This is a genomic window from Fictibacillus sp. Mic-4, from assembly GCF_049843615.1.
Taxonomy (GTDB): domain Bacteria; phylum Bacillota; class Bacilli; order Bacillales; family Fictibacillaceae; genus Fictibacillus_A; species Fictibacillus_A gelatini.
Map to the genome: position 1 here is coordinate 19,736 of NZ_JBBHZM010000005.1, position 22,253 is coordinate 41,988.

At 42.4% G+C, this 22,253-nt stretch carries 19 protein-coding genes and 2 riboswitches; of the genes, 5 read left to right on the top strand and 14 right to left on the bottom strand.

Annotated features, from left to right (window positions below):
• The first annotated feature begins 1 nt into the window (after window position 1).
• Together mciZ and WD019_RS05770 are read left to right on the top strand one after the other, a co-directional pair.
• Window positions 2-127, top strand: coding sequence for a Z-ring formation inhibitor MciZ (gene mciZ, locus WD019_RS05765; RefSeq protein ID WP_425710898.1), 126 nt, complete (start codon window positions 2-4; stop codon window positions 125-127).
• A gap of 71 nt (window positions 128-198) precedes the next feature.
• The gene (locus WD019_RS05770) at window positions 199-1,113 is read left to right on the top strand and encodes an aldo/keto reductase (protein WP_026676881.1); all 915 of its coding nucleotides are present in this window, start codon (window positions 199-201) and stop codon (window positions 1,111-1,113) included.
• 43 nt (window positions 1,114-1,156) lie between these two features.
• Here WD019_RS05770 and WD019_RS05775 read toward each other — a convergent pair whose 3' ends face one another.
• Genes WD019_RS05775 through WD019_RS05790 form a run of 4 tightly spaced genes read right to left on the bottom strand, consistent with a single transcriptional unit; the run spans window position 1,157 to window position 4,940 of the window.
• A complete protein-coding gene (locus tag WD019_RS05775; RefSeq protein WP_425710899.1) occupies window positions 1,157-2,338 on the bottom strand; it encodes a thiolase family protein in 1,182 nt (393 codons plus the stop codon).
• 32 nt (window positions 2,339-2,370) lie between these two features.
• Window positions 2,371-3,024 carry a CoA transferase subunit B gene (locus WD019_RS05780; RefSeq protein WP_035350220.1) on the bottom strand — a complete coding sequence of 218 codons (654 nt, stop codon included), beginning with the start codon at window positions 3,022-3,024 and terminating at the stop codon, window positions 2,371-2,373.
• 28 nt (window positions 3,025-3,052) lie between these two features.
• A complete protein-coding gene (locus tag WD019_RS05785; protein WP_026676878.1) occupies window positions 3,053-3,742 on the bottom strand; it encodes a CoA transferase subunit A in 690 nt (229 codons plus the stop codon).
• Between the two features lie 10 nt (window positions 3,743-3,752).
• Window positions 3,753-4,940 carry an acetyl-CoA C-acetyltransferase gene (locus WD019_RS05790; RefSeq protein WP_425710900.1) on the bottom strand — a complete coding sequence of 396 codons (1,188 nt, stop codon included), beginning with the start codon at window positions 4,938-4,940 and terminating at the stop codon, window positions 3,753-3,755.
• A 164-nt stretch (window positions 4,941-5,104) separates the two neighbouring features.
• On the opposite strand from WD019_RS05790, the gene WD019_RS05795 reads away from it, so the two are divergent.
• Entirely contained in the window at window positions 5,105-6,016 is a 912-nt protein-coding gene (locus tag WD019_RS05795; RefSeq protein WP_026676876.1) for a hydroxymethylglutaryl-CoA lyase, read from the top strand.
• Between the two features lie 186 nt (window positions 6,017-6,202).
• Here WD019_RS05795 and WD019_RS05800 read toward each other — a convergent pair whose 3' ends face one another.
• The 4 genes from WD019_RS05800 to WD019_RS05815 all read right to left on the bottom strand — a co-directional run bounded on the left by WD019_RS05800 (window position 6,203) and on the right by WD019_RS05815 (window position 11,286).
• Window positions 6,203-7,312 (bottom strand): N-acetylmuramoyl-L-alanine amidase, encoded by a 1,110-nt coding sequence (locus WD019_RS05800; RefSeq protein WP_425710901.1) that lies wholly within the window; start codon window positions 7,310-7,312, stop codon window positions 6,203-6,205.
• A 123-nt stretch (window positions 7,313-7,435) separates the two neighbouring features.
• Entirely contained in the window at window positions 7,436-8,011 is a 576-nt protein-coding gene (locus tag WD019_RS05805; RefSeq protein ID WP_425710902.1) for a hydrolase, read from the bottom strand.
• A 21-nt stretch (window positions 8,012-8,032) separates the two neighbouring features.
• Window positions 8,033-9,229: a multidrug efflux MFS transporter gene (locus WD019_RS05810; protein WP_425710903.1), complete on the bottom strand. Its 1,197-nt coding sequence runs from the start codon at window positions 9,227-9,229 to the stop codon at window positions 8,033-8,035.
• Window positions 9,230-9,348: 119 nt separating this feature from the next.
• Entirely contained in the window at window positions 9,349-11,286 is a 1,938-nt protein-coding gene (locus tag WD019_RS05815; RefSeq protein ID WP_425710904.1) for a heavy metal translocating P-type ATPase, read from the bottom strand.
• 534 nt (window positions 11,287-11,820) lie between these two features.
• Window positions 11,821-11,984: riboswitch (M-box (ykoK) riboswitch) on the top strand.
• Window positions 11,985-12,208: 224 nt separating this feature from the next.
• On the opposite strand from WD019_RS05815, the gene corA reads away from it, so the two are divergent.
• Entirely contained in the window at window positions 12,209-13,180 is a 972-nt protein-coding gene (gene corA / locus WD019_RS05820) for a magnesium/cobalt transporter CorA (protein WP_425710905.1), read from the top strand.
• A 99-nt stretch (window positions 13,181-13,279) separates the two neighbouring features.
• Here corA and WD019_RS05825 read toward each other — a convergent pair whose 3' ends face one another.
• Together WD019_RS05825 and WD019_RS05830 are read right to left on the bottom strand one after the other, a co-directional pair.
• Complete coding sequence (locus tag WD019_RS05825) at window positions 13,280-13,666, bottom strand: YkvA family protein (RefSeq protein ID WP_425710906.1); 387 nt, start codon at window positions 13,664-13,666, stop codon at window positions 13,280-13,282.
• A gap of 184 nt (window positions 13,667-13,850) precedes the next feature.
• Window positions 13,851-14,651 (bottom strand): sodium:proton antiporter, encoded by an 801-nt coding sequence (locus WD019_RS05830; RefSeq protein ID WP_425710907.1) that lies wholly within the window; start codon window positions 14,649-14,651, stop codon window positions 13,851-13,853.
• A gap of 140 nt (window positions 14,652-14,791) precedes the next feature.
• Window positions 14,792-14,981, bottom strand: a riboswitch (cobalamin riboswitch).
• 177 nt (window positions 14,982-15,158) lie between these two features.
• Between WD019_RS05830 and WD019_RS05835 the strand changes: the two genes are divergently transcribed.
• Entirely contained in the window at window positions 15,159-15,566 is a 408-nt protein-coding gene (locus WD019_RS05835; protein ID WP_026676868.1) for a DUF1259 domain-containing protein, read from the top strand.
• A 115-nt stretch (window positions 15,567-15,681) separates the two neighbouring features.
• Here WD019_RS05835 and WD019_RS05840 read toward each other — a convergent pair whose 3' ends face one another.
• From WD019_RS05840 to WD019_RS05855, 4 genes are read right to left on the bottom strand one after another with little or no spacing between them, the layout of a single operon-like run.
• Window positions 15,682-16,908 carry a type III PLP-dependent enzyme gene (locus WD019_RS05840; RefSeq protein ID WP_425710908.1) on the bottom strand — a complete coding sequence of 409 codons (1,227 nt, stop codon included), beginning with the start codon at window positions 16,906-16,908 and terminating at the stop codon, window positions 15,682-15,684.
• A gap of 20 nt (window positions 16,909-16,928) precedes the next feature.
• A complete protein-coding gene (locus tag WD019_RS05845) occupies window positions 16,929-18,149 on the bottom strand; it encodes an MFS transporter (RefSeq protein ID WP_425710909.1) in 1,221 nt (406 codons plus the stop codon).
• Window positions 18,150-18,154: 5 nt separating this feature from the next.
• Window positions 18,155-20,263, bottom strand: a complete 2,109-nt coding sequence (locus WD019_RS05850; protein ID WP_425710910.1) for an IucA/IucC family protein — start codon at window positions 20,261-20,263, stop codon at window positions 18,155-18,157.
• Window positions 20,263-22,248 (bottom strand): IucA/IucC family protein, encoded by a 1,986-nt coding sequence (locus tag WD019_RS05855; protein ID WP_425710911.1) that lies wholly within the window; start codon window positions 22,246-22,248, stop codon window positions 20,263-20,265. The genes WD019_RS05850 and WD019_RS05855 overlap by 1 nt, the downstream gene beginning before the upstream one ends.
• Window positions 22,249-22,253: the final 5 nt, after the last annotated feature.

Here is a 22,253-nt window from a genome sequence, read left to right on the forward strand (position 1 = left end):
GATGAAAATCTATCTTCAACCAAATGGTGTAACGATGGTCGGTAAAGCGTGGCAAATTAAATGGATGTTAAAACAATATATGAAACAATATCAGACTGTCCAGGAATGGATAACATCTGGTAAATAAAAGCCTTCCGAGCGGGAAGGTTTTTATTTTTCCTTAAAATCTGGTACCTTTTCTTATAAGAGGTGATCGAGATGAGAAAAAATCGACTGGGCCATTCCGACCTCGTCGTTAGTGAAATTGGATTTGGCTGTATGTCTCTCGTAAAAGGAAAAGAATCATTCAATCAAGAGATGATCCAAAAGGCGTATGAGGCCGGCGTCAATTTTTTTGATACAGCGGACCTCTATCAGTTTGGCTGGAATGAAGAGATGGTAGGGTCGGCTGTAAAAGACTTTCGCAAGTATATCATCTTAGCGACAAAAGTAGGCAACCGCTGGACAGAGGGAAAAGAGGGATGGGATTGGGATCCTTCGAAAACGCATATTAAACAGGCGGTGAAAGACAGCCTTCACCGCCTTCAAACCGACTACATTGACTTGTATCAGCTCCATGGGGGAACGATTGAAGATCGGATGGACGAGACGATAGCTGCTTTCGATGAACTGATGGATGAGGGAGTGATTCGCTATTATGGCATTTCTTCGATTCGCCCAAATGTCATCCGTTATTATGCCGAACATTCCAGAATCGTAAGCGTCATGATGCAATACAGTATTCTCGACAGGCGTCCGGAAGAAGAAATGCTTGATTATTTGCATGATAAAAACATAAGCGTCATCGCCCGTGGCCCTGTCGCAAAAGGATGGCTTTCTGAACGGGCGTTAACAAGGGACGATGAAGATTCTTATTTAAATTATTCCGGCAAGGAAATTAAAGACATCGTCAAACAATTGCAGGAACGTTTTAATAGTATTCCAGTTAACCAAATTGCTCTCAAGTATGCCCTTGCTCATCCTGCGGTCGCGGCCGTCATTCCCGGTGCAAGCTCGATTCGGCAATTAACGGCCAATATCGACGCTTCACACGTTTCTCCATTGACAAAAGAAGACGTTTTATGGATTCAAGAACGAACGAAAGCTGATGTGTATAACGCGCATCGAAGTTAATACGCTGAAAACCCGAAGTGAACGTTTCGCTTCGGGTTTTCCATTAGTCTCCCACGTTTTCAATTATCATTGCGATCCCCTGGCCGCCTCCGATACAAAGGCTTGCCAATCCGTATCGCGCTCCTTTATGGCGCAATTCGTACGCAAGGGAAAGGAGGATTCGCGCGCCGCTTGCTCCAACCGGGTGTCCGAGGCTAATCGCCCCGCCGTTTACATTCGTTTTTTCACGATTGAGCTTTAATTCTTTTTCAACGGCCAAATACTGTGAGGCAAAAGCTTCGTTCACCTCCACGTAATCAATATCGTTTATCGAAAGCCCTGCTTTTTCAAGTGCCCGCGTAGCAGCCGGTACAGGCCCGATCCCCATAATCGAAGGTTCGACTCCGCTTACCGCCCATGAAACGATTTTGGCAAGAGGCTTCATCTTTTTTTCTTTCATTTTTCTTTCCTCTGCGAGAATGATCGATACCGCGCCATCATTAATGCCGCTTGAGTTTCCGGCTGTTACCGTTCCGCCCTTTTCAAACGATGGTTTTAACGCGGCCAATTTTTCTAATGTCGTATCTTCTTTCACAAGTTCATCCCGGCTAAATTCCTGCCCTTCTTTCCCGATGACAACTGGAATGATTTCTTCACTTAACCTTCCGCTTTTGATGGCAGCTGCCGCCCGTTTGTGGCTTAATAAGGCGTATTCATCTTGTTCTTCTCTCGTAATTTCATATTTTCTTGCCAGGTTCTCCGCCGTAATTCCCATTCCGGATCCAAGGTATTCGTCCGTAAGCGTATTTAACAACATGTCTTCAAGTTGAAGACTTCCAAACTTTTGCGTATGAAAACGACTGTTAAACGTAACATGTGGACTCATCGACATATTTTCCACCCCGCCGCAAAGGGCAACCTGTGCATCTTCATGCTGCAGCGTGATCGCAGCAGATATAACCGCTTGAAGTCCCGAGCCACACAGCCGGTTCACGAGAAGTGCAGGGGTTTGGATCGGAACGCCGGATTTGAGTGCAATATGCCTGGCTACATAAGGGGCGTTTCGACTTGAATGAATCACATTTCCGTAGACGACCTCACCGATTTCTTGAGGATCCACTCCTGAACGTTTCATCGCTTCCTTTGCCGTTATTACCCCGAGTTCAGCAGTGGCTACATCTTTTAACGACTTTCCGAAACTGCCGAAAGCCGTCCGTGCCCCGTCAATCATATAAACTGCGCTCACCGTTCTTTCCTCCTTCCTTTTGCTCTGAAAAGTTAATAAGCATCCAGTTTCACACCTTCACCGACGAGCAATTTTGGCTCGGTACATCTTTGAATGTCTTCCACCGTATATCCGCAAGCGACTTCTACAAGTTTTAGCCCGGCGTCTGTTACATCCATGACCGCACGATCGGTAATGATCCGGTCAACAACCCCTTTGCCCGTTAATGGAAGCTTGCAAGAATGGAGGATTTTACTCTCGCCTTTTTTATTCACATGTTCCATGATGACGATAATTTTTTTGGCACCATGCACTAAATCCATAGCCCCCCCCATCCCCTTAATCATTTTTCCAGGGATCATCCAGTTGGCCAGGTCACCTGTTTCTGAGACTTCCATCCCTCCTAATATCGCCACATCAATATGCCCGCCACGGATCATTGCAAACGACTCAGAACTGTCAAAGTACGAAGCCCCTTTGATCGCCGTTACCGTTTCTTTGCCGGCATTAATCAAATCCGGATCTACTTCATCCTCCTTCGGGTAAGGTCCAATGCCAAGAAGCCCGTTTTCGGATTGAAGAACAACAGCCTTATCATCACTAATATAATTCGCCACTAGCGTAGGCATTCCGATTCCAAGATTCACGTAATTTCCGTTTTTGATTTCTTTTTCAGCTCTTCTTGCGATTTTTTCACGATTGTTCATCGGATTGTTCCCCTCTCTTTCTATCGGTCTATTGTTGAACGGTTAATCGTTCAATTCGTTTTTCCTGTCGGCCTATGATCAGTTTTTGCACATAGATCCCTGGCGTATGAATATGATCAGGGTTTAGCTCGCCAATCTCAACGAGTTCCTCCACTTCCGCAATGGTCACTTTTCCGGCGGCAGCAATCATCGGGTTAAAATTGCGGGCCGTTTTGTTATAAATCAAGTTTCCAGCCTTATCCCCTTTCAGAGCCCTAACGAGGCTGAAATCGGCGATGAGCGCCTCCTCCAGCAAATATTCTTTCCCGTTAAACGAACGGACTTCTTTCCCTTCAGCAATCGGCGTGCCAACGCCTGCCGGAGTGTAAAATGCGGGAATGCCCGCACCTCCTGCCCGAATTCGTTCAGCAAGCGTTCCTTGAGGATTGAGTTCAACCTCAAGTTCACCGGAAAGCACCTGTCTTTCAAATTCTTTGTTTTCACCGACATACGAACCGACCATTTTTTTGATTTGTTTATTTTTGAGGAGCAAACCAAGACCCCAATTATCAACTCCACAATTGTTAGAAATGACGGTTAAGTCTTTTACTCCGGTTTCAACAAGCGCTACTATTAAATTTTCAGGGATGCCGACCAGACCGAATCCTCCGACCATTAACGTTGAACCGTCTTTTATGTCCTTCACTGCTTCAATTGCGCTCGATAATATTTGTTTCATGAATATCCCCCTATTCGTTCACTTTTTCAACAATTGTCGCAACACCTTGCCCGCCGCCAATGCATAACGTAGCAAGCCCAAAGCGGACGTCCCTTCGCCTCATTTCATAAAGAAGCGTCACTAAAATTCGCGCACCGCTCGCGCCGATCGGGTGGCCTAGCGCGATCGCGCCGCCATTAACATTGACAATCTCCTTATTAAATTGAAGTTCTTTTGCAACAGCCAGGGATTGAGCGGCAAACGCTTCATTTGCTTCGATCAAGCCAATGTCTTCGAGGGAAAGCCCCGCTTTTTCAAGCACCTTTTTGGTTGCCTGGACCGGGCCAATGCCCATGATACTCGGGTCGACTCCCGCGGCTGCATTCGCTTTGACAACCGCCAAAGCTTTTAGCCCAAGCTCTTTTGCCTTCTCTTTCTCCATTACAACTAATGCCGCTGCACCGTCGTTTATTCCAGAAGCATTACCCGCTGTTACCATTCCATCCTTCTTAAACGCGGCTTTCAGCTTGTTTAATTTTTCAATCGATGTTCCGGCTTTCGGATATTCATCTTCTAAAAAAAGAACCGGGTCGCCCTTTCTTTGCGGGATCGGAACAGGAACAATTTCGTCTTTAAATTTCCCTTCTCTTATTGCTTGCCCGCATTTTTGCTGACTGAGAGCAGCAAATTCATCGAGCTCCTGACGGTTCAATCCGTATGTTTCACAAAGGTTTTCCGCGGTAATTCCCATATGATAATCGTTAAATGCACACCAGAGGCCATCATGAACCATTGAATCGACGATTTTTTGATCGCCCATACGAAGTCCTTCCCGTGCATGTTGCAGAAGGAAAGGCGCCTGGCTCATGTTCTCCATTCCTCCACAAACAACGACACTGCTATCGCCGGTAAAAATCGACTGGCAGGCAAGGTGCAACGCTTTTAAACCAGAACCGCATACTTTGTTGATCGTCATGCTTGGGACCTCAATTGGGAGGCCGGCATTGATACTGGCTTGCCTTGCCGGATTTTGCCCTAATCCTGCTTGTAGGACGTTGCCCATAATAACTTCATCAACTTCCTCTGGTTTAATTCCTGCCCTTTCTACTGCTTCTTTTATGACGATCGCGCCTAACTCAGGAGCTGACACATTTTTTAAACTTCCAAGAAAACTACCAATCGGCGTTCTGACAGCGCTTACAATGACAGCTTCTTTCATTTGTTTCTCCTCCTTGTGCGACTATGTATATATTTCGAATATTCATTTTTATCATATCATACTCTATACAGAAATTTGCATTAGATGGCCCGTTAATTGTAAAATATTTTTAAATAATTCTTTCATTTAATGCTGGCAATAAATCTCTTAAGAGGGGTGTCAAAATGGAATTGCCGAACAGAGTCACCATTATTGAAGTCGGCCCTCGTGATGGACTTCAAAATGAAAGGCTGCTGGTTGAAACGAGTAATAAAATTCAATTTATTCAAAAGTTAAAAGCAGCGGGAATCCAGGAAATGGAGCTTACCTCCTTTGTTTCGCCAAAATGGGTGCCGCAAATGAGCGATGCAAAAGAAGTCATTTCCCATTGTCTTGACGAAAGGAGAAATTTTGTCCTTACTCCCAATAGAAAGGGCGTTGAGCGGCTTTATGAATCCGCTTGCAAAAATGCTGCTGTCTTTGTTGCAGTAAGCGATTCTTTTAACAAAAAAAACATTAATAAAACAACCTCGGAAAGTTTATCGGAACTAGAACCGTTAATTGCTGATTTAAAGCGGAAAGGATATTTTGTCAGAGCTTGCATTTCTACCGCGTTTTATTGCCCATATGAAGGCAAAATGGATGAAAACAAGGTTCTGTCGCTATGCCGGACATTTGAAGATTTTGGCGTCGATGAACTAAGCGTTGCCGATACGATTGGAATGGCGAACCCGCATGAGGCATATGAATTATTTTCTTTATTAAAACATCATTTACGTTCAACAACTCTTCTCGCAGCACATTTTCATGATACGCGGGGAATGGCACTTGCAAATGTTTTTGCATGCCTTGAGGCGGGTGTTGACCGCTTTGACTCATCGGCGGGCGGACTCGGCGGTTGCCCGTTTGCCCCTGGAGCAACAGGCAATGTCGCTACTGAGGATGTTGTTTATATGCTACACCAAATGGGCATTCAAACTGGCATTCAGCTTGATCAATTGATCGAAGCGGTTGATGTGATTGCCCCGCACGTTTCAAGACCGATTGAAAGCAAGCAGTATCGACTGGCTAAAAAAACACAGACGCTAAACTCATAGCGTCCGTGTTTTTTATTGATATAGACGAATGTGTCTTCACGAAAAAATTCCGAAATATATCAGCCACTTTTTATCGAATAACGGCCACTTTTAATTACTTATCAGCTACTTTCCATAATTTATCAACCCATCCACTAAAAAATGGCATCACACGTATAAAAAGAAGAGCATTTTCTTTTGTATTCCTTATATATCAAGCTCCTTTAGCTGCGACTGCAATATTTTCACCTTTGCCTCAAGTGGGTTGAGCACACTTTCGATCATATTTTTGTACAGTGCAAGAACGAGCTGTCCGTAATGTTCTCCGGGTATTGCCCACTTCCCATTTAGATCAATCCATGTCGGTGCTTCTCCGCGTTTCACATATTGGAATCGGGGATCTATTAATGGATGGCTTTTTGGAAGTTCTCTCGTTGAGGCATAGGCATATAAATGCTGGATATGAGCCAGAACCCCATCCCGGGGATTTTTAAAGCTTGCGGCGCGGTTTTTGCCGGTTGCTCCTAAACCGGCAAAATTGTTTTGTTCCGGTTTAATAGCTCCTGTAAAACGGAAATAGTTTGTCTCGTGGATCGCCTGAGCGAAGGCTACGTCTCCTCTAACTCCATAGTCTTTTCCGAAGTTAATATAATCACCCGCTATAGACGGTGCTTCCGGATTGATTTTCTTTATAAAACGATCCATTTCTGCTGCAGTTAATACTGAATCACCTAATATTGTAAATTTTTTTGACGGATGATCTTTCGGTTTACGCGGAAGATCCATAGCGTCCGCAATACCATCTGCAATAGCAGCGGAAACCTCGTTTAGAAAGGTTGGATTCTTTAGAAGCTTTACATCTTTTTCACTATCAATAAATAAAACTTCAAGTAATACTGCCGGCATTTCCGTCTCTCTTAGGACATGAAAATTAGCCCGTTTTTTTCCGCGATTCATTACTCCATATTTGTCCATTACTTTTTTAATCGATGCATGAAGGACATCCCTCATTTTTACCGTTTGGCTGGATACGTTTCCATCAAAAATGTAGCTTTCAAAACCTTCTCCACCGCCTGCATTTTGATGGATGGAACAATAATAATCCGCCTTTATTTTGTTGGCCATATTTGTTCGTTCATCTAATGAAACCGTTTTTTCATCTTTTCTTGTCATATAAATTTCAACATTATAATTTGTTTCTAGCTCTTTTTTTACTTTTAGGCTAATAGCGAGGTTAATATCTTGTTCCTGTACTTCCTTATAACCGGAGCCCGGGTCCTTTCCTCCATGTCCAGGATCAATTACAAGTTTCTTCATTTTCAGATACCATCTCCCTTTCTTTTATTAAAAAATAGATCAAAAGAAAGAAAAAGAGGCATGCGACCATTTTCAAAAAAATGGACGCAAAAAAAGTAAACAAAAGAGGCACGCTCTTTTTGTTTACTTTAAATCATCAAGTATTTCTTTTGTCGTCCGGTTTCGTCCGATCCGCGAAAAAATATATTGGATCGAATGGTTGTGTTCCTCTTCGCTAAAAGCAGTCATTGCGTCAGCCGCAAATACTTGCTGGTAGCCGTACTGAAATGCTTCCCTTGCCGTTGTTTCCACACCGATATTCGTTGCAATCCCGCAAAGAACAATTGTATCTATTCCCCTTCTTCTCAGCTGCAGGTCAAGCTCCGTTCCAAAGAAAGCTCCCCATTGCCTTTTCGTAATGATAAGGTCACCGGGTTGAACGTCGAGTTCCGGTACAAGCTCCGCCCAATCTTTTGGGCGGTTCGCCTGTGCCATGTTTTGATCTGTAAGCGGCTTTAACGCATCCTTACTGTCAATGAAATCAACCCGGACATAGACAATTAACGCCCCTTTTTTTCGAAATCCTTCAATCAATTTTGTTGATTGCAGGATGACGGAATTGCCTGTGTACGGTCTTCCTTTTAAGTTGACGATTCCTTTTTGAAGATCAATCGCGATAACTGCTGTTGTTTCTGGATTAAAATGAATTGGATTCATCAAATTCTCTCCCGCCTTATTTCATTATGCTGCTTTTTTCGTCATATGATGGTGCCGTTGATAGTAGACCCAGCATGCGTTTAATAGGATCAGTATACTTGTCGTTAAAAACACATATGGAATTCCTTTAACGGCGGCAATTTGACCGCCAAGAACCGGACCGGCTAAATTCCCGAAGTATTGCGCGGATTGGTTATAGCCAAAAATTCTTCCTGCTAAATGATCCGGTATCATTTTTTTCAAATATGAATTAATCGATGGAAGAAGGCCAGCCATTGCAAACCCGAGTAAAAACCGGAGCACAAACAGTTGCCATGTCCGTGTAACGAACGCCTGCAAAATAAATAAGATCGCAGCAACAATTAAGCAGACTTGCAACACATTTTGCGGACCCACTTTATCGCTTATTTTTCCTAGTCTTGAAGCAGTTAAAACATTGGATATTCCGGTAGCTGCAACAACAAATCCCGAAACGAGCGCGATATGTTCCGAATGATTCGAAAGTTGTTTGACATATACGGTAACGACTGGTTGAATCGACATAACGGCCAGCTGCAAAATAAACGTAGTAAAAAAGACGGCAATAACGGAACGCGGGTTTTCAATGGATTTCCAATCGACTTTCTTCGTTTCATTCTTTTTCGCTTTAAATCGCTGTTTATCTTCTTTTATAAAATTGGCGCTAAGGAAAGAAATAAACATAAATGCGCCTGTGACGAAAAACACATGACGCAGCCCTATTATATCCGCCAGATACCCGCCTAAAAGCGGCCCTAACAATGTGCCTCCAACGGTTCCTGTCGATAGGATTCCAAGTGCCCTGCCGCTAAATTCTTTCGGTGTTTGCGTCGCTACTAATGTAATCGCGGCAGCTATAAATCCGGAAACAGCTCCCATAATAAAGCGAAGCCCGGCCAACTCGTAAACATTTTGAACAAATCCCATTAACGTCATAACGATAGCCATTCCAAGACTTGCACGAAGAAGCATCGGCTTTCGCCCATATTTATCAGCGAGTTTCCCCCATATCGGCGAAACGATCGCTGCCATTAAAAAGGTTGCCCCGAAAGCAATCCCCGCCCAGCGCTCGATGGTCGCCTCATTGTGAACACCAAGCTTTTCAATATATAACGGCAAAAAAGGAATGACAAGACTCATCCCGGCCGTTGTACAAAAAGCGCCGAACCAACATATATACAAATTTCGTTTCCATAGTTCCATAGCAACACCTTCATATATCATTTTAGACATATCGCTTTTTCGCATTATAAGTTATAACACAAATAATTCACTTTGTTAACTATTTTGCTTACATAAAAAAAGACGCTTTTGGCGCCTTCTTAAGAATTTGATTTTAATAACCGTAATCCATTCAAAATAACTAGAATCGTACTGCCTTCATGTCCGATAACGCCTAGCGGAAGCGTTAAAAATTCAGCAAAATTGGAAGCAATGAGCAAAATGATGACAGATAGGGAAAACACGATATTTTGTTTAATGATCCGGGCTGCCTTATGACCAAGTCGAATGGCCGAAGGGATTTTTTCAAGATCATCGTTCATTAAAACGAGATCAGCCGTTTCTAATGCTACATCGCTTCCAGCCGTTCCCATCGCAATTCCGACAGCAGCTGTTGCGAGTGCAGGGGCATCATTGACGCCATCACCAATCATGGCAACATTCCCATAAATTGTTCGCAGCTTTTTCACACATTCCACTTTCTCTTCTGGAAGCAGCTCAGCATAAACTTCATCAACTCCCGCTTGTGCTGCTATAGCCTCTGCGGTTGTCTTTTTATCTCCTGTTAACATCACAATTGTAATTCCAAGTTTCTTTAATCGCTTGATCGTTTTTTGAACTTCCGGCCGTAATGTATCTTGAACAGCGAGAAGACCTGCTACTCCTTCATTATTTTCGATAAAGATAATTGTTTTTCCTTCACTTTCTAATCGGGTAACAATCGCCCCGATCTCTTGATCATCATAAGCTGAATCAAGAAATGCTTCCTTTCCGATTTTCCATGTTTCACCTTCAAATTGAGCGACTACCCCAAAACCTGTTACCGCTTGAAGCTGATCCGGCCTTGATAAATAACAGTTCATTTGTTTCGCTTTTTCGACAACCGCTTTTGCAATTGGATGCTCGGATAAGCTTTCTATTGAGCCGGCAATTCGAAGCATTTCTTCTTCGGTATGCGATTGTAGTGGAACAATATCTGTTACTTGAGGATGCCCTTTTGTCAATGTCCCTGTTTTATCAAAAGCAATGGCTTTCACGTTTGCCAGATTCTCGAGATGGGCACCGCCTTTAAATAGCACTCCTTTTCTTGCACTGTTAGAAATCGCTGACAGCATCGCCGGCATGATGGATGCAACGAGCGCACATGGAGAAGCGACAACTAAAAACACCATCGCACGATAAAGCGTTTCTGACCAGCCCCATCCGAAAGTATAGTGGGGCACGATCATTAACAAGAGCGTTATTCCGACAACTAGCTTTGCGTACGTTCCTTCAAACCGTTCAATAAATTGTTGAGAAGGAGGCATTTCACTTTGAGCCTCTTGTACAAGACGGATAATTTTTGAAAACATGCTCGACTCACTTTCACTCTTTACCTCGATCAAAAGTGAACCCTGGCCATTCAGCGTTCCTGCAAATACCGTGTCCCCGATACTCTTTTCTTCAGGAATCGATTCACCGGTAATTGCTGCTTCATTAATGGCAGAAAGTCCTTCGCGGATGAGACCATCAGCGGGAATTCGCTCACCCGGCTTAACGATGACGAAATCATTTACCTTTAATTCTTCAATCGGTACTTCTGTTTCAATTCCGCTCTTATAAAGCCTCGCTGTTTCCGGCTTTAAATCCATTAATGATTCGATATCTTTATAACTTCGGGCCATTGTATAGCTTTCCAATGCCCCGCTTAAGGCAAAAATAAAAATTAAAACGGCGCCTTCAAACCAGTATCCAATGCTTCCTGCCCCTATTGCCGCTAAAAACATTAATAAATTGACATCTAGCTCATGTTCTTTGATTAACGTAATCAATCCTTCTTTTGTTTTAACAAATCCCCCGATGATATACGCCAAAATATAAAGAAAGATAGACCATGTTCCGTAATGATGATTTAATATCCACGCTGTAAATGTCAACACGCCACAGAAAATAGCGGCCATTCCTTCACCATGGCGCTTTAATAGCTCTGTCCATTGTAACGGTTGTGTTTCTCTTTTTGTAGTTATCACTGGTGCACATGTACTTCTCTCACTATTCATTGTCTTCACCTCTCAATATGTTTATTATTTTTTTGATGATAATCACTTTCAATTGCGCTATAGATAGCAAGATGGCTGCTATCACGAATGATAGCAGCACACCTCACCATAATTAAGAATGATTATCATTTTTTGTATAGATCTTATTTTTTTGCTTAAACGCAAATACTTTATAATTATTATAATCTAATACTTGTTATTTGGGAAGTAGTAAAATAAAAAAAGGGCTTATTTTTATTGACGTTATTCGTTACAATATTTATAATTGATTATAATAATTATTCTCAATTAGAAGGATGTGTTCCTAAATGGACATACATAGTGTTGAAGTGATTTTGTTTATCGTATTGCTTCTGTCCTCACCATTATTGCTTTTTTCTTTCAACGAAACTATATCGGGTCAGAATAAATAATGAAGCTCCTGTGAAATTGGAGCTTCTTTTTCTATTTAGTGTCTATTCTTTATTTTTAAGTTTTTTTATTTTAATCTCATTGACATCGCGCCAACTGTTTTATATAGTGTGAATAGTTGAATATATCTTCTGTTAGGTGAGGCTCCTGTATAGAGATACGCTGCTGCCCAAAAATGTCGAGAGACGCCAATGGGTCAACAGGAAAAATCGGAATAAGGTTTTTCTTAACGCAGCTGGTGTAAACCTATGCTGTACAGTGCTAAAGCTCGGGCGAGGGGAGATCGAGACGAAATAAACCTGATTATAGGTTTTATTTTGATGTGTATGTTAGTGCCCTTCTTTTTTACAAAAAAGAGGGGTTTTTTCGTTGGAGGTGAGGAAATGGACGCTGATGGGCCCAATCGGATAAGGAATCGTTTTCTGTTAAATACTAAAGAGGCAACGGGTGTCTTTTTCTCTCCCTTAAGTAGGTGTGACATCTAAGCCTCGAAAACAGCGAGGTGAATGGATTGATCAAAACATATCTTTACAACCATAATGACAAGAGCATGCAAAGTAATATTGACCTTTCACAAGTTTATGCGTACTTAGCTAATCCAGAAAATTTGTTGTGGATTGACTTATATGATGTGAAAAGCAACGAATTGTATAAAATCGCTGATATATTTGGCTTTCACCCATTGGCCATTGAAGATTGCCTTCATGACAGCCCGCGGGCGAAAATGGACGATTACGAAGACTACAAGTTTTTCGTTCTCCATGCCCTCAGGTACAATGAAGAAAGCGACAATGAAATTACGACATTGGAATTAAATGTGTTTGTTGGCCCGAATTATGTTGTTACTCTTCACAAACATAAATTAAAATGGCTTGGCCAAATGGATGCGATCTGTCATAAGCATACGAAATATATGGATAAAGGCGCTGATTTCCTTTTATATACATTAATCGACGGAATTACAGACGAATACTTTCCGATTCTCGACCGGATCAGCGCCCGTATTGATGAATTAGAAGATGAAATGTATGACGAAGAAGTAAAAGAAGTGACGGAAGAATTTCTTGCGTTAAAACGGACAATTATTTTAATTCGCCGCGTCATTATTCCACAGCGGAGAGTATTTTTAACGATCAACGGAAGATGGAAATTTAATATTCGTGAAGAGAACGTCCCCTTTTACACCGATTTGATTGACCATTTGGAACGGATCGCTGATGCTACAGAAACATACAGGGACCTTGTCAACAGTGCGCTCGATACGTATTATTCCATCATTAGCGCGAAATCATCTGAAAAGTTGAATGTTTTGACGATCATTTCGACGATTATGCTGCCGTTAACCTTTATAACCGGCTTTTTCGGAATGAATGTTCCTTTGCCTTTCCAAAGTTCCCATTATTCAACGATCTTCATTTTGGCATTAATGGTCGTATTAGTCTGGATGATGTGGAAATACTTTAAGAAAAATAAGCTGTTATAAAAAACGAAGCGGGCAATCCGCTTCGTTTTTCTTTGTATCATTTTTGCTGAGTCAATACATCTCTTTTTATCAAGTAGGCGCTTCTCTCAATCCTCTTACTTAGAAGAATAGCCTTTCCATGATCCATAGTGCAATAAGCATCCATAAGATGATAATCAGCCCTCCGGTAATCCAGTTCCTCGGTTTCGCTTGATTCATCAGGCGTTCCGCTTCTTTTCTGCATTCTTTCACTACATCACCTGGCATCATCTTAAAGGCAAAATAAATCCCCAACGGTACGAGAATTAAATCATCGAGGTAGCCTAAAATAGGTATGAAATCGGGTACGAGATCGACCGGACTGAAGGCATACGCAACGACGCATATCGAAAAAATTTTCGTATACCAGGGTACTTTCGGATGTTTATTGGCTAAATATAGCGTATATAGTTCGCTTTTTAGCTTTTTTGCATATACCTTCCACTTTCTTAAATTTATATTGCCCACTTTTCCTCACCTTTGTAATATAATGTTTACCGTATGCTGCACAACATGCTCTACCATTAATTTTTTCCATCGTTCAATGTAATCATAACCTTGTTGTTTTCTCATTTCTATTCCTCTCTTCATTTAAAGATAGATTTTTCAATATAAAAAGCTCTGACCAAAAAAGTTGTCAGAGCTTCTTCACTTAATTCGAAGTATTCATTTCTACGTTTTGTCTTTTAGATCGAACACTTACAAAAATGAAAGTAGCAACTAAGAAGATAAATAGAATGACTCCGACGATTTCGAAATCGAGTTCAGCCCATGGGTTAAAGTAGGTAAATGCCAGATAGAAGGAAACCCCGTATGCGAGGATGACAATTACCCAGCCCATTAGTCTTGATGCAGATTTTCCAAGTTGGCTTGACTGATTGATCATTTTATAAACGATAAGCGAATCAATGGTATCGGTAATCATCATGCCAAACATAAAAACGATCCCTAGCATTAAAGGGGTATATTCTCCCCTGTTGCCCGCCGCCAAAGACCAGACAGCCGTTTGACTCACGGTTTCAGCCGCTAAAGCAAATAACGCCCCGACTAAAACAATAAGAAGGGGGTTCGTAGTTCCCCGCGCGACTTTTGGAATAAATTTTCCCTTTAATCCACTTAGATGAAATTCTTCGTTACTCTTTCGGGTTCGCAATAGATTATACGTATTTAGCGTACCAATGAGAAATAAAGAAATAATCGATACCCACGATGCAAAATGATCAAAATACGACGGGAACGAAAAGTTCTTCATCACAATTCCTAAAATGCCGGCTGTAACAGCTACCATCCCCCCATGTCCGAGCGAAAATAATGTTCCGACCCAGCGCGCAAATGGGCTGCCCATTCGCCAATTGTATCGGGTTTGTCCATCAATAAACGCAAGATGATCCGCATCTAATCCATGCCTGAGACCTAACGTAAAAACTAGCAAAAAAAGTGATAGCGTTTCCATTAAAAATCCCTCCTCTTATAAAAACGTAAAAATCCTCAACCTGAGACAGATTGAGGATGAGTACTTAAGTTAAAACGACAAAAGGGCAGAATATGATTGTCGCTTACATCGAGTACACCTCTCCTTTCCGCGAAGGCCGTATTGGTGCTACAACACAGGTAGGTCTCCTGGCTTTTGAATCATGGCACTCTACCGTCTTCCCTAACGTTGAAGTTAAGTGACATGAATGATAGAGCACTCCTCAATTACAGTGGCGGGACCGCTCGGGATTTCCACCCGATTCCCTGTTACCCCTTGTCTTACAAGGGCACCTGGTTGTCTTATATAATTTTCTATTTTTATAGTACCAAAAATTCTTCAATAACCCAATTCTTTTTTCTATCACAAGTTTATAATTCCACTGTTACACTTACCTTTTGCCCTCTCATCGTAAGAGAGTCATGCATATATGTAGTAACAAAAGATAAAATCTATCTTTTTAAAATAAAGTTGTAAGGAGGGCTTTTTATGAATTGGGAAAGTCGTAAAAGCCTTTGCCAGGAATTTGCTAGAATTCTAGGTGGAATGGGCAGTTTAGATGAAAATGGAGTATGCCTTGTACAAAAATTCCGCACGTTAAATTTCACCATTCTTGGACGCCGTGCTAAATCTCCGTTAGTGATTCCTCAATTTTTTTCTTTCGAAGACGTTGACCGAAATGGCAGAGCGTTAAATTTAGGGGAAACTGTGCTTTTGCAAGCGGAAGCAAATCCATTAATGACCGAACTTCGCAAACGAAATATTATTGTTACTGCATTGCATAACCACTGGTTATTTGAAGAACCTCGGGCGATGTACATGCATTTCGAATCGGTTGAACCGCCATTAGAATTTGCTAGAAAAGTCAGGGACGCATTTAGAGTCTTAAGAGGCTAAATTTATATCAATTGAAAAGAAGCGTGCAAAAAAATTTTTAATAAAATAAGCTCACCAAAGCAGGGTGAGCTTTTTAAATTCGTTTTCGTTTTGCCAATAATGTATGCCATTAAGATTAACGTGACTCAACCAATTTCTCATCCGCTTCATTTATAGGTTCGGAATCTAAATAAATATGCTCTGGGTGCGGATGCGTAAGAAAATCATGATGCGAAATCGACCAGCCGTATGCTCCCGCGTAGCTGAATAAAAGAATATCTCCAACGTGCAATCGTGAAATGGGGACATTTCTTGCCAGTACATCATTCGGTGTACACAGTTCCCCCGCAACCGTAATCGTTGATTCATTTACTTCAGGACGCTTAAAAGGGTATGGCCACTCCTCTATCGGTACGATCGTAAACGGATGACTCTGTTTCCAGGCAGCTGGAAGTCTAAGATGATGGCTCCCTCCGCGGATGATACAAAAATAGCGACCATGATTTTGTTTAATATCCAATACTTCTGCTGCATAGTAACCGCACGAAGACGCAATATAGCGGCCACATTCAAAAATCGTTTGCCAGTTGGCATCGCTATGCTTCTCCAGTATTTTTTCCAGCCGCAGAATAAAATTATCCCAATTAAATTGCTCTTCTACCATTTGATAGTTGATTCCGATTCCTCCGCCTACATTGATATAAGAAAGGTCTAAATCCCATTCTTTTCCCCATATTTTTGCCTTTTCAAAACAATGATCGATGAAGTGCACGTGGGCGGCTGGATCCAGGTTATTTGACATTGCGTGAAAATGAAAGCCGAAAAGCCTGACATTCGGCAAGCAGCGCACTAAGTCGATTGCTCCAGACACTTCTTCTTCATCCACTCCAAATTGGCTCGGAACTCCTGACATTTTTAACTGAGCGTTTGGAACGGAGTTGCGCAGGTTGACCCGCAGTAAAATGGATATGGATGTCCTTTTTTGAGCTGCTATATAGTTAACCAACTGTAATTCGTGCAGGCTCTCGACATGAAGGAAAGTGACCCCGTGATCAATTGCTCCTTCAATCTCTTCTTTCGTTTTTCCTGGTCCTCCAAACAAAATCGGAATGCTCTCATCGACGGCCCGCACTTTCTCGATCTCCCCTAGCGATGCTACTTCAAACCCGTGAACAATTGGTGCCAGCGCTTTTAATAGAGTCTCATCTGAGTTGGCTTTTATTGCATAAAATAATCGGCATGCTGAGGGGAGGCTTTCAATTAACTTGTTCACATGCCGACGCAATTTTGGCATGTCATAGATATAGGCGCAAAAAGGCTGCTCCCGCTCTTGCTTCAAAGATTTCACTATATTTTCTATCATTTTATTACCTCTTTCCTCTATTACATTTTCCAAATTTGCCGTCTGCTTACTGCAATCATGAAAGTTGTTACAATACATCCTAATCCCATTACGATACCCGCCAGCAACGCTCCGGCCTGTGCAGCAATAGCGCCTATCATGATCGCTCCTAACGGAATAAACCCTCTATCCATTAAGGCGATGCTCAATATTCGTCCCCTCATCCCGTCCGGAACTTGTAACTGCAACGTAATCCGGCTCATCGTCCGATAAATTTGGCTTGATAATCCAACAAAGAACATCGCTACTCCCGCGATTGGAACATTTTGAATCCCTATAAACAAAAGTAAAGAAAGCCCAAAGGCCATTATGGAACCAATCAGCCACTTTCCCGGCCGTTTCACTTCTTTCCCAAAAGAAAGCCAGGTCGTTCCAACTATTGCCCCAATGGATGAAATCGTTAAAAGCATTCCAAATCCCTCTGGCCCTAGCTGTAAAAGATCCCTTGAAAATAACGGCATCAACGTAGTGTAAGGAAATCCGAATACCATTGGTACAATCGCCAATAAAAGCAAAGATTGGACCACCGGGTGGGATTTGATAAAGCCTGCAGCTTCCCGGAGCGTCGCTTTCTCTCCTTTCTTTTGATTCCGATTCGGGATTGGAGAATAACGTATGGCACATAAAGAAAACAGTACGCCAAAAGTGGCGACCGCATTCATATAAAATAAATGGGCAATGCCGATAACCGGAAGCAAGGCTCCGGCAATCGCCGGTCCAATCATGCGGGAAAGATTAATGACCGAAGTATTAATCGCGATTGCACTCGCTATCGAGCGCTCCGAGACAAGACTCGGCAAGAGTGCATTTCGGATCGGCGTGTCCATTGCCGCCAGACTGGATCTTACTGCTACAACCATGGCAAAAAGCCAAAAAGGCGGCTTTGCCCCGGCAAGATAACCAAGGCAAAACGTCAATAGTATTGTCCCTATTTGAATCGATATTAATAGTTTTCTTCTATCATATCGATCTGCCAATATGCCTGCCGGGACACTAAAGAAAAAAGTAGGGGCTAATCGGCATGCGTTCATCAGCCCTAAATGGAGCGGCGAATTCGTAAATTGCAATACTGCCCAATTTAACACAACTAAATCCAGCCAATCTCCTATCCGTGTAACGAAACTTCCGGCCATAAAAATGGTGAACGACTTTGAGTGAAGCGCAAGTCGTGATGATTTATGCTGAACTTCGATCCGTTCCATTGGCCTCATTTTTCCGTTTTCCAGAATTCGTGAAGCGGATTCGGAACAGTGGCGTAAGAATAATCTTTTCCAGCGGGGGCTAATCTCATTTTTACCAATGCTTTATGATCGACTTCCGGCCGGTACAATGCTTTTCTGTCAACACGGACGTTTTCTTTATATTCTGGCAAGGACTCTAAATCAGCAAACACGCGCTCGCAAATTCGATAAATCTCTTGCCATAAATCTCTTTCTGATAGCCCAAAATATTTGCAAGCCTGCATGACCAGTTCGCCGAAATGATTTTGAAACACCGTATAAAACACTTTATTGTGCATTTCGTTTAGAATGTTTGTCACCGTTACGGAACCGGGATAAAATTCCTTTTTAACATTAGCAACTGGGAGTCTGTCTGCAAAAATTCTTGCCCCTCCCCAATCACGGAAAAGCATCCGAACGGGGCGGCTGTCTTTAAATATGATGATACTATTTTGCAAATGTCCTTCTAAACCGATTCCATACTTGACCATAAGGGTGAGAAAGCCCGGCAACGCGATCGAAACATATTCACTGATGAACCGAAAAGCAGCCCTACGCAAGGAGGTTTCGTCTATTACTTTCGCATACGTTTCAATGAGTTCTGCGAAAATGATTTTTTCCGTAATCGGCGATTCAGAAAAAAGCGAGCTACCGACGATGGCCACCTCGTCCTTAGCCGTAAATGATTCTACATTTTCACGCAATAACGCTGACAGATTTCTACTTTTCAGATGATTCATATCTGTTTCTTTTAGCTTGAAATTGAAGCCCGCACATTCACAAATTGGCACAAACTTCTCGGCCAACTCCGATTCTTGCTGCATAATGGAACGAATGATTCGGGTAAAGACAGGCCCGTTATTTGTCGTATTGGCAGATATGGAACGAACTGTAGACGTCATCTGGCTATTGACCGCCACTTTTATGGCGTGTTTAGGTACACCGCCATTTTTAAAAGGGACGACCGTTCGAAATGATGAGGTTGCACCGCCCGGAACTTGAAATCCGCCTATTGGAACGACAATCTCCTCTTCTATTTCTTGTTTGTAAATAACCGGGATCGCGTTTTTCAACTGCCACGGATGCACGGGAACGAATATAAAATCGTTCACACGAAGCCCTCGAGCTGTAAATTCTTGCTCTACCGCCTTTCGTAACGTCGGATACTCGGTAAATAGAAATTCATTTACATCCTTTGTATTTTCCTCAATAAAAGCGAACTCTGCATAATCTTTTCGAATACCTGCAAACTGAATTGCAGCTTCTCCATTAAATTCCGGTGCATAGCGTAACACATCTTTCGGTTCCATGCCGAGTTTCGTTTTTGCACCTGGATGAAGATTATGTCCCTCAACCGATAATTGCTCAAAAAACAGGCTCGCATCAAAATCAGGATCTAGTTTCTTTTGCAGCAATACCCAATCAAAAGTCGTTGCGATGTCTTGTTTTCTGGCGATTTCTCGTAGCTTTTTCTTCTTTTCTAACCAAAACGCATATGCTAATGCAAGATTGGCGCTTCCGTTCATCAATTCGAGCGCTAGCCGCGTCCAATCATATCCATTTCCCCCATTCGTATTTTCTTTGGACCTTATTAATTGTAAAAACTCAACGGCATGTTCCAATCTCCGGGCTCCCTTTTCTGAAACATGCAATATCTTCCCTGCCACTTCTAAACGGTTAAACGCATATGTTCGGCTTACCGGGATCACAATGCACGAACTTTCAGATAGAGAATATATTTTGTAACTTCTGCCGCTGTCTAAGCCATATGTATGGAGTGTCTGAATGATCTTCTGCCAGTGTTCATCAATGGATGGAACATTTAATGTATGAATGGTGCCAATGACGTAGAGATCATACGAATATGAAACAAGTCCCATAATATCCTCACGCAACATCGCACTTACAAGCCGATTCAAAATTCCCCTGCGGCCTCTTGCAAGCGATAATTGATAAGCCGGAACCATAGTTGGCTCATTTTCTTTTAAAAAAGTAAGAACGTTCAATTCATCCTCCATCATCTTTCCTTCCTTACTATCTCTGGCTGCTTTATCTAGTGAATCCATCTGTAAAAGTTGGTTCGGACTTACACCCATCACATCGTCTCTCCTTCCCGGTTGATCATTGGATTTGGAACTTTCATGTACGAGTACGCTGTCACATCCCCACAGAGGCGCATCGTCGCCAGTGCTTTTAAGTCAATCATTGGTTCAAAAAGAGCTTGCTCATCCGCTGCAGCCTGTTCTTTAATTTCGGGATCTTTTTTCAACGTTTCAAAAACGTCTTTACACACACTAACAATGGGCCGCCATAGCTTCTCTTCATTTACATCTAAAGCGCGGACAAGACAGGTGATCAATTCAGCGAAATGGTTTTGCATAACAGAATACGTGATAATCTTTCTCAGCTCATCTACGTTATGCGTAACCGTTGATGAACCGGGATGAAACTCTGCTTGAAATCCATTTTTTTTCAATCTTTCCGGTAAAATTCGCACACCGCCAAAGTCTCTTATAAGAATACGTACGGGCTCTCCATTACGAAAGACAGATACGCTATTTTGCATATGTGCTTCTAAACTAATTCCATACCGTACCATCAGTATGATTAAGCCTGGCAGCGAGATGTTAGCATACCTTTCGATAAAGAAGACCGCCGCATCTTCTACGTCAACCAATTGATAATGGTCGGCCAGTTTATCGATTAATTCAACCGCAATTGGTTTACCGCTAATCGGTGATTCTGCAAGAAGGGCCGCTGCCGGCATTGGAATCTCATCTTCGTTTTTCACATAATTCTCCGGGTTCTCTCTTAAAATGGATGCCAAATTGGCTTGTAATATCCAGCGGTTCTCTTCAGACAGTTCCAGATTTGCGGGTTGAAAATAAATGCCTGCTCGCTCTTGAAGTACAACAAGGGTTCCCGAAAATTGATTCTCCCTTTCTTGAATGCTGGCCAGGATTTTCGAAATAATCGGCCCGTTTTCTACCGATTGAGGCGAAACCGTACGCACCGCACTCGTTGTTTGCACATTGACCGCTGTTTTAATATGATGCTTCTTCTCCCCGCGATCTTGGAGGGGAGCTAATGAGCGGAAAGAGACGAGTGCTTGTGCCGGAATCCGAAAATCCGGTATGGGAACGATTTGCTTCTTTTCAATTTCTTCTTTATAAAAATTGAATAACGTATGGTCAAATTGCCATGGATGAACTGGGACCAATTCAAATTGAGCATCATCCAGCCCTTGTGCCCGCAATGTTTTTTCAACAACGGGTTGCAAGCCTTCATACTCTTCATATAAACGGGTAGTCACATTCTGTTCATCGATAGATGTTGTCTGGCAGAAGCCTTTAGCAACTGCTATTAAAGCGACCTCAGGCAGAGCTCCCCATTCCGGTGAATAGCGGATGACGTCTGCAGGGTCAAGACCGAATTTTGTCTTCGCCCCGGGATGAAGGGGATGCCCTTCAACGACCCACTGTTCATAAAATGCGAGCGGGCTAAAGTCTTTTTTAGTCTTGGCTTGTTGGAATACCCAGTCTAAGGACGTATGTATCTGTTTGTACTCCGCTAATGCGGCTAACTCCCGTTTTCTATGAGAAGCCCCTGCCAGTGCAAGCGTTAAATTCGCCACTCCGTTTTGAATTTCCAACTTAAACCGTTGGTATTGTTTTTCCATTACCCCTTCTAACAACCCTTCTTGTCTAAACAATTCCAGAAGCTGGGCGGGATGTGCCAGTAGGATTGGAGACTCATACCCATAAACGATGGCATCGCCTGTGATATCAAACCTGCCGAGTGAATGAAGGCGCTTCACAGATATCTCCAATGTTTTTCGACCGGACAGCTGGATAGAGATTTTTCCTTTTTGCCAAATAACCCTTTCGTCTTCGATTACTCTTTCCCGTATCATTGCCTGAAACAGACGTTGAAGGATGCCCTGTCTCCCTTTATGGATATTCATTATGTACTCTTGTTCCAATTCAGGCTTGTGGTTCCGAATGTATTCGAGAGTTTTCCATTCTTCTTCATATAAATCCTCTTCTCGTACCGGGCTTATATTGTTTTCGGTATAGATCACGCTTA

Excerpts from the sequence above, each read along its gene's own strand:
- mciZ (WP_425710898.1), top strand. The coding sequence starts at position 2 with ATGAAAATCTATCTTCAACCAAATGGTGTAACGATGGTCGGTAAAGCG.
- WD019_RS05770 (WP_026676881.1), top strand. The coding sequence starts at position 199 with ATGAGAAAAAATCGACTGGGCCATTCCGACCTCGTCGTTAGTGAAATT.
- WD019_RS05780 (WP_035350220.1), bottom strand. The coding sequence starts at position 3,024 with ATGAACAATCGTGAAAAAATCGCAAGAAGAGCTGAAAAAGAAATCAAA.
- WD019_RS05785 (WP_026676878.1), bottom strand. The coding sequence starts at position 3,742 with ATGAAACAAATATTATCGAGCGCAATTGAAGCAGTGAAGGACATAAAA.
- WD019_RS05790 (WP_425710900.1), bottom strand. The coding sequence starts at position 4,940 with ATGAAAGAAGCTGTCATTGTAAGCGCTGTCAGAACGCCGATTGGTAGT.
- WD019_RS05795 (WP_026676876.1), top strand. The coding sequence starts at position 5,105 with ATGGAATTGCCGAACAGAGTCACCATTATTGAAGTCGGCCCTCGTGAT.
- WD019_RS05800 (WP_425710901.1), bottom strand. The coding sequence starts at position 7,312 with ATGAAGAAACTTGTAATTGATCCTGGACATGGAGGAAAGGACCCGGGC.
- WD019_RS05810 (WP_425710903.1), bottom strand. The coding sequence starts at position 9,229 with ATGGAACTATGGAAACGAAATTTGTATATATGTTGGTTCGGCGCTTTT.
- WD019_RS05815 (WP_425710904.1), bottom strand. The coding sequence starts at position 11,286 with ATGAATAGTGAGAGAAGTACATGTGCACCAGTGATAACTACAAAAAGA.
- WD019_RS05830 (WP_425710907.1), bottom strand. The coding sequence starts at position 14,651 with ATGGAAACGCTATCACTTTTTTTGCTAGTTTTTACGTTAGGTCTCAGG.
- WD019_RS05835 (WP_026676868.1), top strand. The coding sequence starts at position 15,159 with ATGAATTGGGAAAGTCGTAAAAGCCTTTGCCAGGAATTTGCTAGAATT.
- WD019_RS05840 (WP_425710908.1), bottom strand. The coding sequence starts at position 16,908 with ATGATAGAAAATATAGTGAAATCTTTGAAGCAAGAGCGGGAGCAGCCT.
- WD019_RS05845 (WP_425710909.1), bottom strand. The coding sequence starts at position 18,149 with ATGGAACGGATCGAAGTTCAGCATAAATCATCACGACTTGCGCTTCAC.
- WD019_RS05850 (WP_425710910.1), bottom strand. The coding sequence starts at position 20,263 with ATGGGTGTAAGTCCGAACCAACTTTTACAGATGGATTCACTAGATAAA.